Source organism: Candidatus Poribacteria bacterium, from assembly GCA_021162805.1.
GTDB lineage: Bacteria > Poribacteria > WGA-4E > B28-G17 > B28-G17 > JAGGXZ01.
The window spans coordinates 1-15,865 of the sequence record JAGGXZ010000072.1; the positions used below are offsets into that span (position 1 = coordinate 1).

At 52.8% G+C, this 15,865-nt stretch carries 4 protein-coding genes; all 4 read left to right on the forward strand.

Annotated features, from left to right (window positions below; genetic code table 11):
- Positions 1–380: 380 nt before the first annotated feature.
- The gene (locus tag J7M22_05890; protein MCD6506138.1) at positions 381–992 is read left to right on the forward strand and encodes a TetR/AcrR family transcriptional regulator; all 612 of its coding nucleotides are present in this window, start codon (positions 381–383) and stop codon (positions 990–992) included.
- Positions 993–1,160: 168 nt separating this feature from the next.
- Positions 1,161–6,044, forward strand: coding sequence for a response regulator (locus J7M22_05895; protein ID MCD6506139.1), 4,884 nt, complete (start codon positions 1,161–1,163; stop codon positions 6,042–6,044).
- Positions 6,037–7,614 carry a sigma-54-dependent Fis family transcriptional regulator gene (locus J7M22_05900; GenBank protein MCD6506140.1) on the forward strand — a complete coding sequence of 526 codons (1,578 nt, stop codon included), beginning with the start codon at positions 6,037–6,039 and terminating at the stop codon, positions 7,612–7,614. Before J7M22_05895 ends, J7M22_05900 begins: the two co-directional genes overlap by 8 nt.
- 180 nt (positions 7,615–7,794) lie before the next feature.
- Positions 7,795–15,865: Ig-like domain-containing protein (locus J7M22_05905; GenBank protein MCD6506141.1), on the forward strand; the 8,071-nt coding region annotated here is incomplete at its 3' end.

Genomic DNA, 15,865 nt, shown 5'->3' on the forward strand with positions numbered 1-15,865 from the left:
AAGTTGAGGAGTGGGTATTGGGATGGGCGAGACATGGATGGCAATCGCGTGGCAAGTGGGGTATACTATTATGTTCTGAGGGCAGGCTCTTTCATGGCTATAGGAAAAATGACGATCATTAAGTGAACTATAGCGCCATCCGAGGATTTCCATAATATGTTACCAGAGCGGTTGCCAGCCTCGGTATCGCTTATTTTCCTTGAGGTCCTTCCTTAAACTCCTGCCCTAAGGGGCATGGAGCCTTACCTGCTGTCTGACCGTTGGCGGACAGGCGTTTGGCCACACCGTTTTCTCCTCCCAGTTACGACGGACGTTATTCTTGACATACCCAAGCCGCAATGTTATAATACTGACCAGTCAGTCACTTACAGGAGGTTGAGATGCCTCGCAGGAGTGAAAAGAGGGATATCATACTCGACGCCGCCGAGGAGATCTTCAGCGAAAAGGGGTTTCATTTGGCCACCGTTGACGAGATAGCGCAGAAGGCGGGCGTGGCGAAAGGAACGATCTACCTCTACTTCAAGGATAAGCTCGACCTGTTCCTCTCGACGATGGAGAGGAAACTCATCGAGATGGTTTCAAAGCTCGAAGAGGTGGAAGCGGAGGTGGATGATCCGGTGGAGGCGATATCCCAGATCATAGCCCTTAATTTCAAATTCGCCAAATCCCACGAAAGGCTCATCCGGCATATGACCCCTGAGAAGTTCAAACCACCGGCCGATAGGTTCCATGGAAACCGCATGCCCCTCGTCAGAGAGAAGATCTTCAGACCGATCAACAGATCGATAGAGCTTATCGAGCGATGCATCAGGAGAGGACAAGAGAAAGGGGTGTTCAAGCCGGATCTTGATCCCAGGATTTCCTCGTTCGCTCTTTCCTCCATGGTCAGGGGAATCGCTTTCGCCAGGATAATCTCCCCGCAGCTTGTCTCCGGAGACAGTCAAAGCTTTGAGGCGATCAAGACTATATTTCTCGACGGTATCAGGAGGTAAATATATCCCGGTTCCTCATACACCTTCGGGGAAGGGAGCATTTGATTTCATCCGCAGAAGCTGATAAAATTTTATCGTGAAGATCCCCAACACGGTGTGACAAGGCGCTGAGATTCAATAGATGTGGGACTGGGCAGCATCATGCGGAGGTTTTGTGCGCTTTTCCTAATGGGATTCATATTTTGTCTCGCCTTTCAGGACTTATCTCCCGCTGAAACGCGAAATCTCGTGCTTCAATTGGACGGCGAGGATGATTACGTCCAATTGCCCTCCGGCATCTTCAGACACCTCTCCCAGGCTACCGTGGAAGCATGGGTCAGGTGGGAGAGGTTCGGATATTTCTCACAGCCCCTCGGATTCGGAAACGGGGAAAAATGGCAGGCAATGGCGATAAATAATAGCCTTTATAACCCGGATCTTCAATATTACATCTACGACAATCTGAAGCTAAGTCTCATCAAGGTGCCCAAGATTCTGAGAATAGGTCAGTGGTATCATATTGCGGCTGTCTCAGGGGGAGGAGGGATGAAACTATACCTCAACGGGGTGATGGTCGGGGAACACAGATACAGGGGAAGCTTCTCCCGCATAGGGAATGACGAACACAACTACATAGGCAGGCCGCTGTGGTCGGCCAATGAGTATTTCAAGGGTCAGATCGATGAGGTAAGGGTTTGGGGTGTGGCCCGCAGTGGGGAGGAGATACGGTTGGATATGTTCCGGAAGTTGAGGGGAGATGAGGAGGGGTTGGTGGGTTTGTGGGATTTCGACAGTGGAGATGCCCGTGATCTATCGCCGAATGGGTATGATGGCGTGTTGAAGGGAGGGGCTCGCTGCGTTGAAACAGAACTTCCATCTCCGGAGGATCTGTCTCTGCCCGGTGTAGTTTCAGGAGAGGTGGTGGGCGAGAACGGTTTCCCCCTTGATAAGGCCGAGGTTCGGCTCGAACGGAGGGGCGAAGTGATCGCCGAGGCGAGCAGCGACGAGAGGGGTAGGTATTGGATGGCCTTCTATCCGGATGGAGGGCCCTATGATTTAACGGCGGTATGGGGACAGAAGGGGACCTGGAAGCTGGGGGTTCGAATCGGGCCGAAGGAACATCGAGCCATCGTCCTTAAGCTCTCCACCGCTGTGAGCATATCGGGTATGGTATCGGCATATGATGGAACTCCCCTGGAGGGAATAACGGTACAGGCGGTACGGATATCGGGAGATGCGAAGTCCAAGCCCGATGTCGTAGCCTCCACGCTGAGCGATGAGAACGGGCGGTATAGCTTCGTCGATCTGAGGCCGGGAGAGTATCAAGTGAGATGCTATACGGGTAAAGGATATCAATATTACGTTTCACCATCCGGTGATGGGATTGTGAAGGTCAAGATCGGCAAAAGGCTCTCCGGTATCAATTTTCAATTCGCGCCTTTTAAAAAGGGAACTTGGCGAAGCTACACATATCTCGATGGGCTGGCAAGCAATAAGGTCTACGCCATCCAAAGCGATAGGATGGGAAACCTATGGTTTGGAACCGAAAACGGCATCTCGCGATATGATGGCAGAAAATTCGTCAATTTTACGAGAGAGGATGGCCTGAGATCGAATTGGATAACCTCCATCTACCGTGATGATAGCGGTATCTTATGGTTTGGAACTCACGGTGGCGGCCTTTACCGATATGATGGCAGGAACTTCATCTGTTTCTCAAAGAAGGATGGCTTGATATCCGATGATGTCAGGGCGATCTGTGGGGACTTAGACGGCAGAGTTTGGATCGGAACGAAAAAGGGCGTCTCACTCTATGACGGCAAGAGGTTTATCAACTTCACCACCAAGGATGGGCTGGCGAACAACCAGATACGGGCGATCTACTGCGATCACGATGGAGTAATCTGGCTCGGGACATCCAACGGATTATCACGTTACGACGGCAAACGATTTGTCACCTTCACCGAGCGTGATGGGCTGGCGAATAACGTGATAACGGCGATCTATCAGGATACAAGGGGCATCCTATGGATCGGGACAAGCGGTGGCGTCTCGCGATATGACGGCGAAAGGTTTCTTAACCTCACGACCCGCGATGGACTCGCGGATAACAACATAATGGCGATCGCCGAGGATGGTGAAGGGGCATTATGGTTCGGTACAAACCGGGGCCTTTCCCGATACGATGGTCGGGGATTCATCACATTCACAACTCATGACGGACTATCATATGACCAGGTGAAGGCTATCTATCGAGATGCCAGCGGCGTGCTGTGGTTTGGAACCTATCGAGGCGGGGTATCCAAATATGATGGACACACGTTCATAAACTTCACAACTCAGGACGGTCTACCACATAACAGGGTGCTTTCAATCACCGAGGATGAGAGAGGAAACCTATGGATCGGGACGAGCGGCGGCGTTTCCCGATATAACGGTAAAACCTTCATCAACTATACCACGCGCAACGGATTGCCCAACGAGTCAGTCCAAGCCATATATCGAGCTCCCGACGGATCGCTCTGGTTCGGAACAAACGGAGGCGGGGTAATCAGATACGACGGCAAACGATTCAAGGTGTTTGATGAGAAAGATGGATTGGCCTATAACCACGTCAACGTCATCAGCGGCTCCGCGGATGGAACGTTGTGGATTGGAATGAGAACACGCGGGGTTTCACGATTAGATATCGATAAACTCTCGTTTCAAACTTTGACGAAGGAGAAAGGACTTTTGGATACACACGTTAAAGCGATCTACGTCGATAACAACATCGCCTGGTTCGGAACCAGCGAGGGCGGGGTGTTCCGATATGACGGTCGGAAGATCGATAACATAACGGTTGAGGATGGGTTATTGAGCAACATGGTTAATGCCATCTGTCGTGGACCAGATGGGACGCTATGGTTTGGAACGTCAGATGGAATATCACTTTACGATGGGGATCGATTTCTCAGCATCACGATTGAGGATGGGCTGGCGGACAACTACGTTTCGACCCTTTATAGGGATTCTGAGGGTAGGATATGGGTCGGAACGGACTCAGGTGGTGTTTCCGTATATGACGGCACGACATGGACGTCGCTGGACACGAGGGATGGGTTGATAAGCAATACGGTTTATGCCATCTATGAGGATAGCAGGGGAATTATATGGATCGGGACGAACAACGGCCTTACATGTTACCATCGCGACCTCTCCCCGCCATTCGTTCGCATCGTCTCCGTGCGGTCCGATCGGATATACACCGACCTGACATCGGTTCCCCCTATTACGGCGGGAAGGCGGGTGACCATCGAGTATCACTCCATCGACTTTAACACCCCGCTTGAAAAACGGCTATATCGCTGGCGGATCTATAGGGCGGATTCATCGGCCCGCCCTCCCTATTCACATCCATCGGGGGAAACACGCTTTGAATGGACGCCTAAGAAGGCGGGCACCTATCTGTTCGAGGTACAGGCGATAGATCGGGACCTTAACTATTCCGATCCGGCGCGGATTACCTTGAAAGTTATCCCTCCATGGTATCTCAGAGGATGGGTTCTCCTGCCTTCCGGATGCGCTATAGCGGCTTTGCTAACGGTGACAGTTCTCCTTGGCTTACGTTACTACGCCCAGCGGAGGGAATCCCGGAGATTGCGCGTTCAACTGCTCGAGCAGGAACGTCGGAAGAACGCCCAGCTTCAAAAGGCCAAGGAGGAGGCTGAGATGGCCAATCGGGCCAAGAGCATCTTTCTGGCGAACATGAGCCATGAGATCCGAACCCCGCTGAACGCGATTTTAGGATATGCTCAACTACTTAAACATGAACCCGATCTGCATCCTCGCCATCGAGCTGCCGTCGAAACCATTGAGGAGAGCGGAAATCATCTGCTGGCGTTGATCAACGATATCCTTGACATCTCTAAGATCGAGGCCGGACGGTTGGAACTTCAGGAGACCGATTTCGATCTCGTCCGCCTCATCGAAGGGCTATCCGTGATGTTTCAACTTCGCTGCGAACAGAAAAATCTGACGTGGCAGGTGGAGTGGAGGGGAAGCGGATATCCGCCTTCTCATCTCATAGTTCACGGCGATGAGGGTAAACTCCGACAGATCCTGATCAACCTGTTATCTAACGCCGTGAAGTTTACGGAAACGGGAGGGGTAACACTGCGGATCAGTGAGAAACCTACCTATTTCATGTTTGAGGTCATCGACACAGGGATAGGTATCCCGCCCGAGGAACAAAATAGGATATTCGAGCCCTTTACCCAAGGGACAGGTGGGATTAAAAGTGGAGGGACGGGACTGGGGTTGACGATCGCCAAAAAATACGTGGAACTGATGGGCGGTAAACTGTCAGTTGAGTCGACACAGGGGGAGGGATCCCGTTTCTTCTTCGAGCTTTCCCTCAGGCGGGTTGCCACAGCTCGGCCAAGGACACCGAGGAGAAGGGTTATACATCTAGCGGGAGGCTATCATGTAAAGGCGCTGGTTGTAGACGATGACAGGGAAAGCCGTGAGATCTTATCCCGGATGTTATCCGATATCGGTGTCTCCGTGATAACGGCCGAGGACGGGCGAGAAGCGCTGGAATATGTGCGTTCACACCGGCCGGATATTCTGTTCGTGGATGTACGGATGCCCGTCATGGATGGAATTGAGCTTGCGCGGCGAATCCTGGAGTGTGAGCACAACCCTCCCAAGATGGTGGCCGTCTCGGCCTCCGCCCTTTCCCATGAGAGGCGAAGATATCTGGAGGTTGGGTTTGATGACTTCATCGCCAAGCCCTTCCGCGATGAGCAGATCTACGGGAGCATGGCACGGCTCTTGCAAATCCAGTATGAAACTGAGGAGCTCGATGTTCCATCGGTTAATCCGTCGGAGATAAAACTTCCTAAAGACCTTCTCGAGCGTTTGAGGGAAGCGGCCGAATACGGTCGGGTGACCGAGCTGGAGAGAATTCTTCGCCAGGTTGAGCAGATCGGCGAGGCCGAGACTCAATTGGCGGAGAGACTTCGAGAGTTGAGCCAAAACTTCGATATGGCGGGAGTCTTGGAGATCCTAGGGGGTATTCAACATGGGTAATCCACAGATCCTTATCGTTGACGATCTTCCAGCTAATCTGAAGGTTCTGCGGGACGCCCTTGAGCCGGAAGGGTATAACATCCTGGGGGCCTCAAACGGAGAAACCGCTTTGAAAATAGCAACGGGCGCTTTGCCGGATCTCATTCTTCTGGATGTGTTGATGCCTGGAATGGACGGCTACGAGGTATGTCGTCGGCTGAAGCGGAATGAGATCACGCGACATATCCCCGTGATATTCGTGACCGTGAGAGATGATAAAGAGGGAATCTTGGAGGGGTTTCGAGCGGGCGGCGTGGATTACATAACGAAACCGTTCGAGAAGGAAGAGGTGCTCCTTCGCGTCAAGACACATCTGGAGATTAAACTGTTGACGGAGATGCTGGCACAGAGAAACAGAGAACTGGAACGACAGGCGATGGAGCTGAAGCGTGCAAATCAGAGACTACAGCAGGAGATCGCCAGGCGTAAGCAGGCGGAAATAGAGCGCGATCAGGCAGAAGCACACCTCTCCCTTATCTCCCATCAGGAGGCCAAACGGTGGGGGATAGAAAGCTTCATCGGTAAAAGCAAAACCATCGCCAGAATCCTGGATGACGTTCGTAAACTCCAGAACGTGGGAAGGACAAACGTGCTCATTACGGGTGAAAGCGGGACGGGCAAGGAGCTGATAGCCCGGGCGATTCATTTCGGTGGGACGCGGGCCGATAAACCGTTCATCACCGTTAACTGCTCGGCCATACCGCGGGAACTCGCCGAATCGTCCTTTTTCGGCCATGTGAAGGGAGCCTTCACAGGGGCAAGCTCGAGCAAGAAGGGATATTTTGAACTGGCTGACGGTGGCACACTCTTTCTGGATGAGATAGGCGATATGCCGCTTGAGCTACAGCCCAAGATCCTGAGGGCTATCGAAACCGGAACGATCATGCCTGTCGGGAGCACCCGTGAGAAAAAGGTCGATGTCAGGATAATAGCCGCCACGAACCAGGATCTGGAGGCTAAAATAGCGGAAGGAACGTTCAGAAAAGACCTCTACTTCCGGCTGGCGGGGTTCACTGTGGTAGTACCCCCACTGCGTGAACGTAAGGAGGATATCCCCCTTCTGGTCGATCACTTCCTCAATATGTTCGCCGCCGAAATGGGCGTGAAGGAGCCCGCTATAAGTCAGGAGGCCCTGGAGGTTTTGATGGAGTATGATTTTCCGGGAAACGTCCGTGAGTTAAAGAACATTATAGAACACGCCTTGATAAAAAGCGGCGGGTCAATCATTTTACCATGGCATCTTCGGCTTATCCCTTCTAACTCTACCTATGAGGTGAAGCCTCCCTCTTCGGAGAGAATCGAAGAGCTGGTAATTAAACGTTCCAGCGGCTATCCGGCGAATGATGGAATGACCTACGAAGAGAGGATATTGGCTTATGTTAGAGAACACGGCAGCATCAGCAACTCCGAGTGCCGGGATCTCCTTTCAATCGATCTGCATCAGGCGTCTTATCTGTTGAAGAAACTTCACAAGTATGGTCTGCTGAAGCGGGAGGGGGAACGCCGTTGGGCCCGGTATCGCCTGCCTTGAGAACCTATTAGCACTTTTAGCACGATATTAGCATTCTATTAGCACTCAATTAGAACACCGGCAGCCATCGGAGAGATCGCCTTCCCCCTCATTGTCCTTTATCCCCCCAGGCATACATTTTGCTTGTCTCCCCGAATGGGTTTTTATGAGATCTGAAGCATACCTTAATGGAGGAGAGGGATGATCGGGATCTATAAGGCTCATAGGTATCTGTTTCTAATTTTGGCGTTTACTTCGGTAATGTTGATACCGCTTGATCAAGCGTCCGCCGGGACCTTTCACAGGCGAAACACAGTTATAACCGACTACCAATATGTGGGGAATAACGAATACAAAATGACGGCTAGAGGACAGGATTATAACTATTTCTGGGAGGACGGCGGCGATTGGGAATGCGGTGATTTGCCCAACGAGCCGGGTATTCGACTTGTCGGTGCTAATGTCAAATATATCTTCAAGATACCGAGCGAACTATACGATCACAGGCTTATCGAGCAGATCCGCGTCAAAGTGATACATGATAGGACGGATTACGCGGATTCGGATGAGGATAGGGATCTCGAAGATCTTCCGCCGGAACTTTTCTGTTGGAACTTCCAAGAGGGGAAATTCGATTATTGGGGAAGTTTCGCACCGGCGGGCGATGGGGAGTGTAAGACTAAAAGCGTGACAACGCCGGATGTATACCCTGACGATTACCACTATCACGTCGGCGATCCAAACGGCGGCAACGCTTATGAGTTTCATGTGGAGATACGGGCGCCTGATGGGGCTGGGCCTGCGCCGGGCGATGACGATGCGGAGATAGATATCGACCAGGTTTACGTCTACCTCATCGTGAAACAGCAATCCCCTCCCGAGCTCCACCACGTCTCCCCCGAGAAGGGGTCCAACGGCAAGGTGAATGTCCCGCTGAACGAGTCGGTCCGTTTCACCATAAGCGCGGATGATCCTGTTCCCTCAGGGTATTCCGTTCGTGAGTACCAGTGGAAGGAGCAATCAGCGACCGAGGCTGAGCCGTCCATCACCGACGATTTCCCCAAGCGTGGAGATAAGCCTGAGATGGATTTCACCTTCAACCAGACGGGCAACCGCAGGATATACTGTAAGGTGATTTACAAGAAATCGACGAGCCCTAAGACGAGGGAGACGATAATATCGGAGCTGATGTATATCCCCGTTTACGTCTGGAACCGTCCCACCGTCAGCGACACTCCACCACAAGACGCCATCGACAGGGGCGACGTGTCCTGGTATGAGGATAAATACGTGGGGGTAGTAGGGCAACCGGTTCGTCTGATGGCTCAGGGCGAAACACATAACGACGACTCAAGCGAAAAGATCGAGAAATTCCTGTGGGATCTGGATAACAACTGGGACACGATCGAACTGGAACAGAGCCCCGGCGAGGTGGTCTCGTACACATGGGACTCGCCCACCCCTAACGCCCAGATCAGATGTAAGGCGGTCACCAACTACGGGATCGAGTCTCAAGAGAAAACCTTCAACCTGACCATATACGATACCCCCAAGGTGGAGCCGGGCGGTCCGTACACCGGGAGGGCGAACACCCCGGTAAAACTCAAAGGTGCTCTCGTCAACAGCTATTCCGGGGCTGCTATAGAATATCAGTGGCGTGTGAACAGTTACATCCCCGAGCCTCAGCTCGAGGGCGACGCCGTCAGCGAGGGCGATTACATCAGACTGACGGAAGCTAAAAATTCGCAGAGCGGACAGATCGAATACGTCAAAATGCCCCTCAGCGATAACTTCAGCGTCATGGGTGAGTTCTGGGCGGGAGGAGGAACGGGCGCAGACTCCGTCTACATCTACTTCTGGGCGACCGATACACCCACATCGGAGGACTCTGCCGTAGACCAATACACTATAGCCTTCGACGAGTGGAACGATCAGATCCAGTTCTTGGATAACGGCCAGATAAAAGCGACCGCCGATCAACCTATACCAATAGATAACAGTCAATGGCGCCCATTCAGGATAGTCTTCTACAAGGGGAAATTCCAGGTCTACCTGGATCACAAGCTGAAACTGGAGTATGACGTGGGGGATGCTTACCTGAATAAGATGAACGATCCCGACCACCACAACAAGTTCGGCATCGGGGCGAGGACGGGGGGGGAGAACAACATCCACAAGGTCAGAAATATAGTCTGGACGCCTGGCGATCCCATAGACACAACCAGCCGTGGGGAGGCGGAATACACATGGAGCGAGGATGGGACTCACAAAGCAGCCTTCACCGTCAGAGTGACAACATCCGAAGGGTTGGTGATGGAGAAGACGGAGTTCGTGGATGTGACAGTCGAAGCCGGCATGCCCACCGCCATGCCGGGCGGTCCTTACAGAGGTGGAATCAAAGGAGGCGATTACACCCCCATACAGTTCAGAGGAAACCATCCCGATTTCGTCGAGGCAGAGGATGTCGGTAAAATAACGGATTGGGTCTGGTTCTTCTCGGACGAGAGCAACGAATCTCTCCAATTGAACGGAACTGCCGACAGCTATGTCATCGTCAACGGGGTAAGCGGGGATTTCCCCTCCGACGCCGTGACCATAGAGTTCTGGATGAAGAGCTCTGACAAGCAGAACCCCGGAACGCCTATCTCCTACGCATCGGCAAGCGATGCTAATGAGCTTGGCATATACAACTACACCAACTTCGACGTCCGGGTTGCCGGGGTAGGTAGCGGCAAGATCAACATATCGGCCAACGACGGTAAATGGCACTACATAGCCATGACATGGGAGAGCAGCACGGGAGAGATGAAGTTCTACAAGGACGGCGCTCTGGTATACACCCAGACCATCGCTCAAGGCGATACGATAGAGGGAGGAGGAACCCTGGTGATCGGGCAGGACCAGGACACATTGGGAGGAGAATTCGAGATAGAGCAGGCGTTCAGGGGCAACATAGATGAGGTGATGATCTGGAAGGTGGTGAGGACGGCGGAGCAGATCAGGGAGGATATGGGGAGAGAGCTGATCGGTACTGAAGATGGATTGGTTCTCTACATGAGGTTCGAGAGCGAAGATGTGGAGGGCGATACGATCAAAGATCACACCGGCAAGAACAACGGAACCATGAACAACTGTTCCATCTCCCCGGATGGACACCCTATAGCCGTAACCGGCATATGGAACCCCGTTTACGAGTTCCCCAAAGCCGGCACCTACGATGTCGGTCTTAAGGTGCTGGCCGAGTCGGGCAAATGGAGCACGATGGCCATAACGTCGGTTACCGTGGTCGATGGAAAGATAGCCGGATATGTGCGAGCGGCTGACCTGAGAACACCGGTTAAGGACGTTCAACTGACCCTGAAGTCGACCCATGTCGATAAAAATGCTCTTGCGCGGGCCGCTGAGGCTGACGATAAGGTTTACACGACCAGTGACGGATGGCTACAGACTAAGACGGATGAAAAGGGATATTATGAGTTCAATCATCTGCCCCTCGGCATATACGAGATCCGAGCATCCAAAGGGGAGGGAGATAACGCTCACGAATTCAAGAAGGCGGTTCAGACCACTGAACTCACCCTCAACGGCCCAAACCAGTTAGCGGTGGATTTCGTCGATCTGAGCGTCTTCCCCGTTGGCGGCCGCATAGTTTATAGCATTCAGAAAAACGGCCAGGATGTATTAGTGAGAGGCGTAGAGGTGATAGCTCAACCGGTGGGCTCCACCAGCGCCATTGAATCCGTTCCAAGTACAAAATCGCTTACCGCTACCGGAACCAACTACAGCCTACCTCTGTTCGCCGGGAAATACTATATGCTCGCCAAGCTGGAAGGACATGATATACGTATCAAGGAGGATACGCCCGGATATGATTCCAGCTCAGGATTGATAACCATCGAGGGTGCACGAACCGACGTGGATTTCGTCGATTATACGACAAGGGAATTGACGGTGATCGTCCAGGACTCCGGCGAAAACCCGATAGCCAAATATCCCGACAACTTCTCCAACGCTGGTGATCCGATCAAGGTCACAGTCAGCGGCGATAACGGTGAGGTGGACGACGAACAGGTCATCCAGGAGGGAGATGACCTGGGAACGCTTAAACTCAAGCTCAATCCCGGCAAGTATACCGTAACTATCAAAGGGGCCAAACCGGAAAGCAAAGAGGTGGATCTGACAGGGAAGGATGGCGAGGTCACCATGATCATACCGGTTAAGATCGAGCTTACGATCTCCCCTGACCCGAAACTGTTCGACGTTGAAAGCGAGAAGTTCCTGGAGCTTTTCGGGCTGTCCAAGGACGATAACCCTGAAGGTTATATGTATTACTACCCGCCCAAACCTCGCTCTCATACCTACACCATCGAGGCCACGGCAAACGGCCATCCAGTTAAAAACTTCATCCTTCACGTGAGGGATAACGTCAGCATGATGACGCCGGATGAGGCTGAGGAGCAGAGTATAAAGGTAGTGACCGATTACAAGGAGGAGGAAGATCAAGGGAAGACCGAGTACACGATCGTAGCTGGGTTGCCCAAGCAGACGGACGACGATCCTCCATTGGCAGCGCCGAAGACTGTCACTTTCTGGGCGGAGGCGGAAGGGTATGAGGACAGCGACAAGGTGACCAAAGAGGTGACCGTGCTTGGAATAGTTCCCAAAGGCGGGGCTGCTAAGATCATCTCGGTACCTATCGTCAACTATACCGTCTTACATGACCCACCTGGTGATGAGAGCTACTCCTACCTGGACGATACCTTGACGGTCAAGGGGATAATCACCGATATGAAGGTAAAGATAGGCGACAAGGAGATACCTGTCTATCCCTCCCCTTGGAGCGAGGAGCGGACGGTGGAAGGGTTCGATTTCGACAAATCGCCCGATTCGACCAGTTCCAAGGATATGGAGGATAAAGGGCTGCTGAGCTACGAGGAGCCGGACAGTGTGGGGAGTAAGTTCATCGTAGGAGCGCTGCTTAACGCCGCCACCGGGTCGATCTTCGTCGTCAAAGGCCCCCTTGCCTATGTGCTCAAGCTGGCCAAGTTTGGTATAACCGCTTGGAAAGCCATCAGCGGCGACACGATCCCGGGGATGGGCTACTTCGTGCAATATGAGGTTTCACCTAACCGCCGTCTGGAGACGCCCTCAGGCGATACATTGCCGGATCTATTAGGCGCGGGAAGAGGGGATATCTACTTCGGTGAAGGATGGACTTTGGGGCTTCAGACGAAATATTTCATGGGGATTAAATGGAACGGGAAGAAGTGGGAGCTTTCGACCGAAGAGGTCGAGACATACGACATACTGGAGGTCAACAACCAGTATATCTACACGATCAAAGATATAAAGCAGATAATGGATGATCTTCAGAGCACGATAAACGAGATAGGGGATGATCCGGACAGACAGGAGGAGAAGAAGAGATTGCAGAGCGCTTACGACACTTGGAAGAACCTTCTGGAGAACAACCTGGCCTACATCTGGGACAGGGACTACGTGCCCTATCTGCACGATCCTGACGAGACCAAGAGGAAGACGTTCGACGATTTCGCCAAGGATTACGGATTGGATAAGGATAACATGGAATTTTTGGTCTTCAGCGCCGGTCCTTCCTTTGAGTATTCGCGCAAGATCTATGTGGGCGATCTGAGCAGTTACTCCATAAGCACGACGATCACCTCCTCCACTTCGATAAGCAACGAGTCTAATTTCAGCACCGGCTTTAAGATGTTCGGGGCCGGTGTGACGATCGAGTTCAAGCAGGGTGCCGCGGTAGAGCTGGCGGATTCCCACACTCTCACCCGAAGCTGGGAGGGCGGGAAAGAGACGGAGCAGAGGGTCGGTTTCGTGCTGCAGGATGACGATGTCGGTGATAACATAGCCGTGAGGGTAGGGGTGGACCCGAGATGGGGCACGCCTATCTTCTTCCAAGATCCGGGAAGCTATACTTCCGATCCGTGGGAGGCGGGTACCAACAAAGCTGTGGACTTCACTATGGAACTCGCCGAGGATACGACAGGTCCGTTCGATTATCACGAGGGCGCCCATTACAAGGTTAAACTCAAATACACAGGATATAGATCTCTGGAAAACGAAGGGTCTATCGACTTTCTCATGTATGAACAGCTTAACGACGGCGAGGAGGATAACCCCACGATCAGGTTCAACGGAGATATGGCCCCCTACAGGGTGAAACTCACCAAGCAAAACCCGGTCGCATATGTCAACGTCTCCGTCTATCCGCCTGAGGCCGACAAGGATAACACAGGAGAAAAACAGTATACCCTCAGAATCATAGCAGAGGAGGAGCAAGACCAACACATCAACCGATCGATCACGCTCTACCCGAAGTTCGCCGATCTGCGGGCCCCCAGGGCGGTCGTGATAGCGCCATATGACGGCGAACGCATAAGCCCCGTCTTCTTCCCATCAGATAATCCGTTTGAGATCAAAGTCGTCTCCGAAGATATGGACATCGCCAAGATACAACTGCAGATCCGATCCAAGCGACCCGACGGGGTATGGGAGCCATGGCATAACCTTTCAGGAATGAAATGGGAGGATGGAGGGGATAACCCCAACGTCACAGTGTTCGACAGGCTCGACAGAAGACCTCCCAGGAGAGAGTTCACTTTCAAATGGTCAGAGGATCAGATACGGAATCTGGGCGTGGGAGAGTATGCCCTGAGAGCCGTTGCCACGGACAAGGCCACACCCAACCCCAACACAGATATCGACCCGCCGTTCGTCACCTTCATGGTGGATGAGGCCAAACCCTCCGTCTTGTGCACCCTCCCCGACTATCAGGCAAGAGATAGCCAGAGGATCTACCACGGGGAGCTCAGCGTCACCTTCACCGACGACATGAGAGCTACCGATTTCGACGACCGAACCTTCTACGTCGCAGACCTGCTGGATGGAGGTAAGAAGGTGGCCGGCTATGTCTCATATAGCCCGGCGCTCCGCAAGGCCGTGTTCGTTCCCGTCACTCCGTTCAAGCCCAACGGTTTCTACCGCGTCGAGATAAAGACGGACGTCGACACGGACGGAGACGGGGTGGTGGACGAGAAAGGTGTCCATGACCTTGCGGGAAATCCCCTGGACAGCACCTTCATATGGACCTTCCGAACAACCGACGCCCCCTTTGAGCCAACATGGTCTCTCAACTGGAGGGTCACCGATGGGGTCACAACCGATTCCAACAACATAGCCGGAGTTGAATACGGAGCTACCGACGGCGAGGATGAGAAGGATGTGAGGGCCGTTCCCACGCTGACCTCCCAAATACGGCTGTCCTTCCTTGACAGGAGCAAGAACGAGTTCGATCGGGACATCCGCCCCGCAGACGGGAGGCTAGCCTATCACTGGTTCTTCGTCGTCGATAACGCCAAACAGGGGGCCACCGTCACGCTCGAATACCAGCCGTCCGTTAGGCTCACCAAGACGACACGTCAATATCAGGTTCTACGCCTGGTGGAGTTCGACCAACAGGGGAACGTATCAAACGTCATCACCCTCGATCCAACCCAGGCGCCTACAGACTCCGTCACTGGCGAGATCGGCTACGTGGTGGCATATCAATATACCAATCAAGGCGAACGCTCCAGATACTTCCGACTGGACGTGCAGAAAGCCGAATACATGGCAACAGAATGGGAAAGAGGAACTTCTGGTTGGAAGTTCTTCTCCGTCCCCATAACACCTCAACGAGCTGAACCATTCGTCAACCTCGGTGATGATATCGATCCGTTCCAGATGTTCCAATACGACACCCAAAGCGGAGGATATAAGGTCTATCCCTATGACATCGGGGAGGTCGCCCTGCAGACAGGCCATGGGTATTTCACTAGGCTAACCAAGGATGTGGAGGTTGATGTCGGAGGGGCGATGAACCAGGGAGATGTGACCATCACGCTTCAATCCCCCGGATGGCATGCGATAGGAAACCCCTTCATCAAGCCCGTCAAGGTATCCGATCTGAAGATAAACGGAAAGCTGTTTAATAATGCAGTTAACGATGGGATAGTGGAAGGGACTCTATACAGGTGGAGGATCGTCACGAAGGAGGAGGCGTATAGGCAGGGACAGGCGGGGATACCGGTATCAGATGGATATCAGGCCGTTACGAGCGGGGATGATCTGGAGCCATGGGAAGGGTATTGGCTTAAGACAAATCAAGCAGATGTGACCCTGACCATCCCCGCACCTGCGGATCTACCCGATCGAGCCCCAACGCCTGATTACCTGAAACCGCCTATGGCACCGATGG

What these genes read in the sequence shown, in the direction of transcription:
- J7M22_05895 (MCD6506139.1), top strand. Translation starts at nt 1,161, where the DNA reads ATGGGATTCATATTTTGTCTCGCCTTTCAGGACTTATCTCCCGCTGAA.
- J7M22_05900 (MCD6506140.1), top strand. Translation starts at nt 6,037, where the DNA reads ATGGGTAATCCACAGATCCTTATCGTTGACGATCTTCCAGCTAATCTG.
- J7M22_05890 (MCD6506138.1), top strand. Translation starts at nt 381, where the DNA reads ATGCCTCGCAGGAGTGAAAAGAGGGATATCATACTCGACGCCGCCGAG.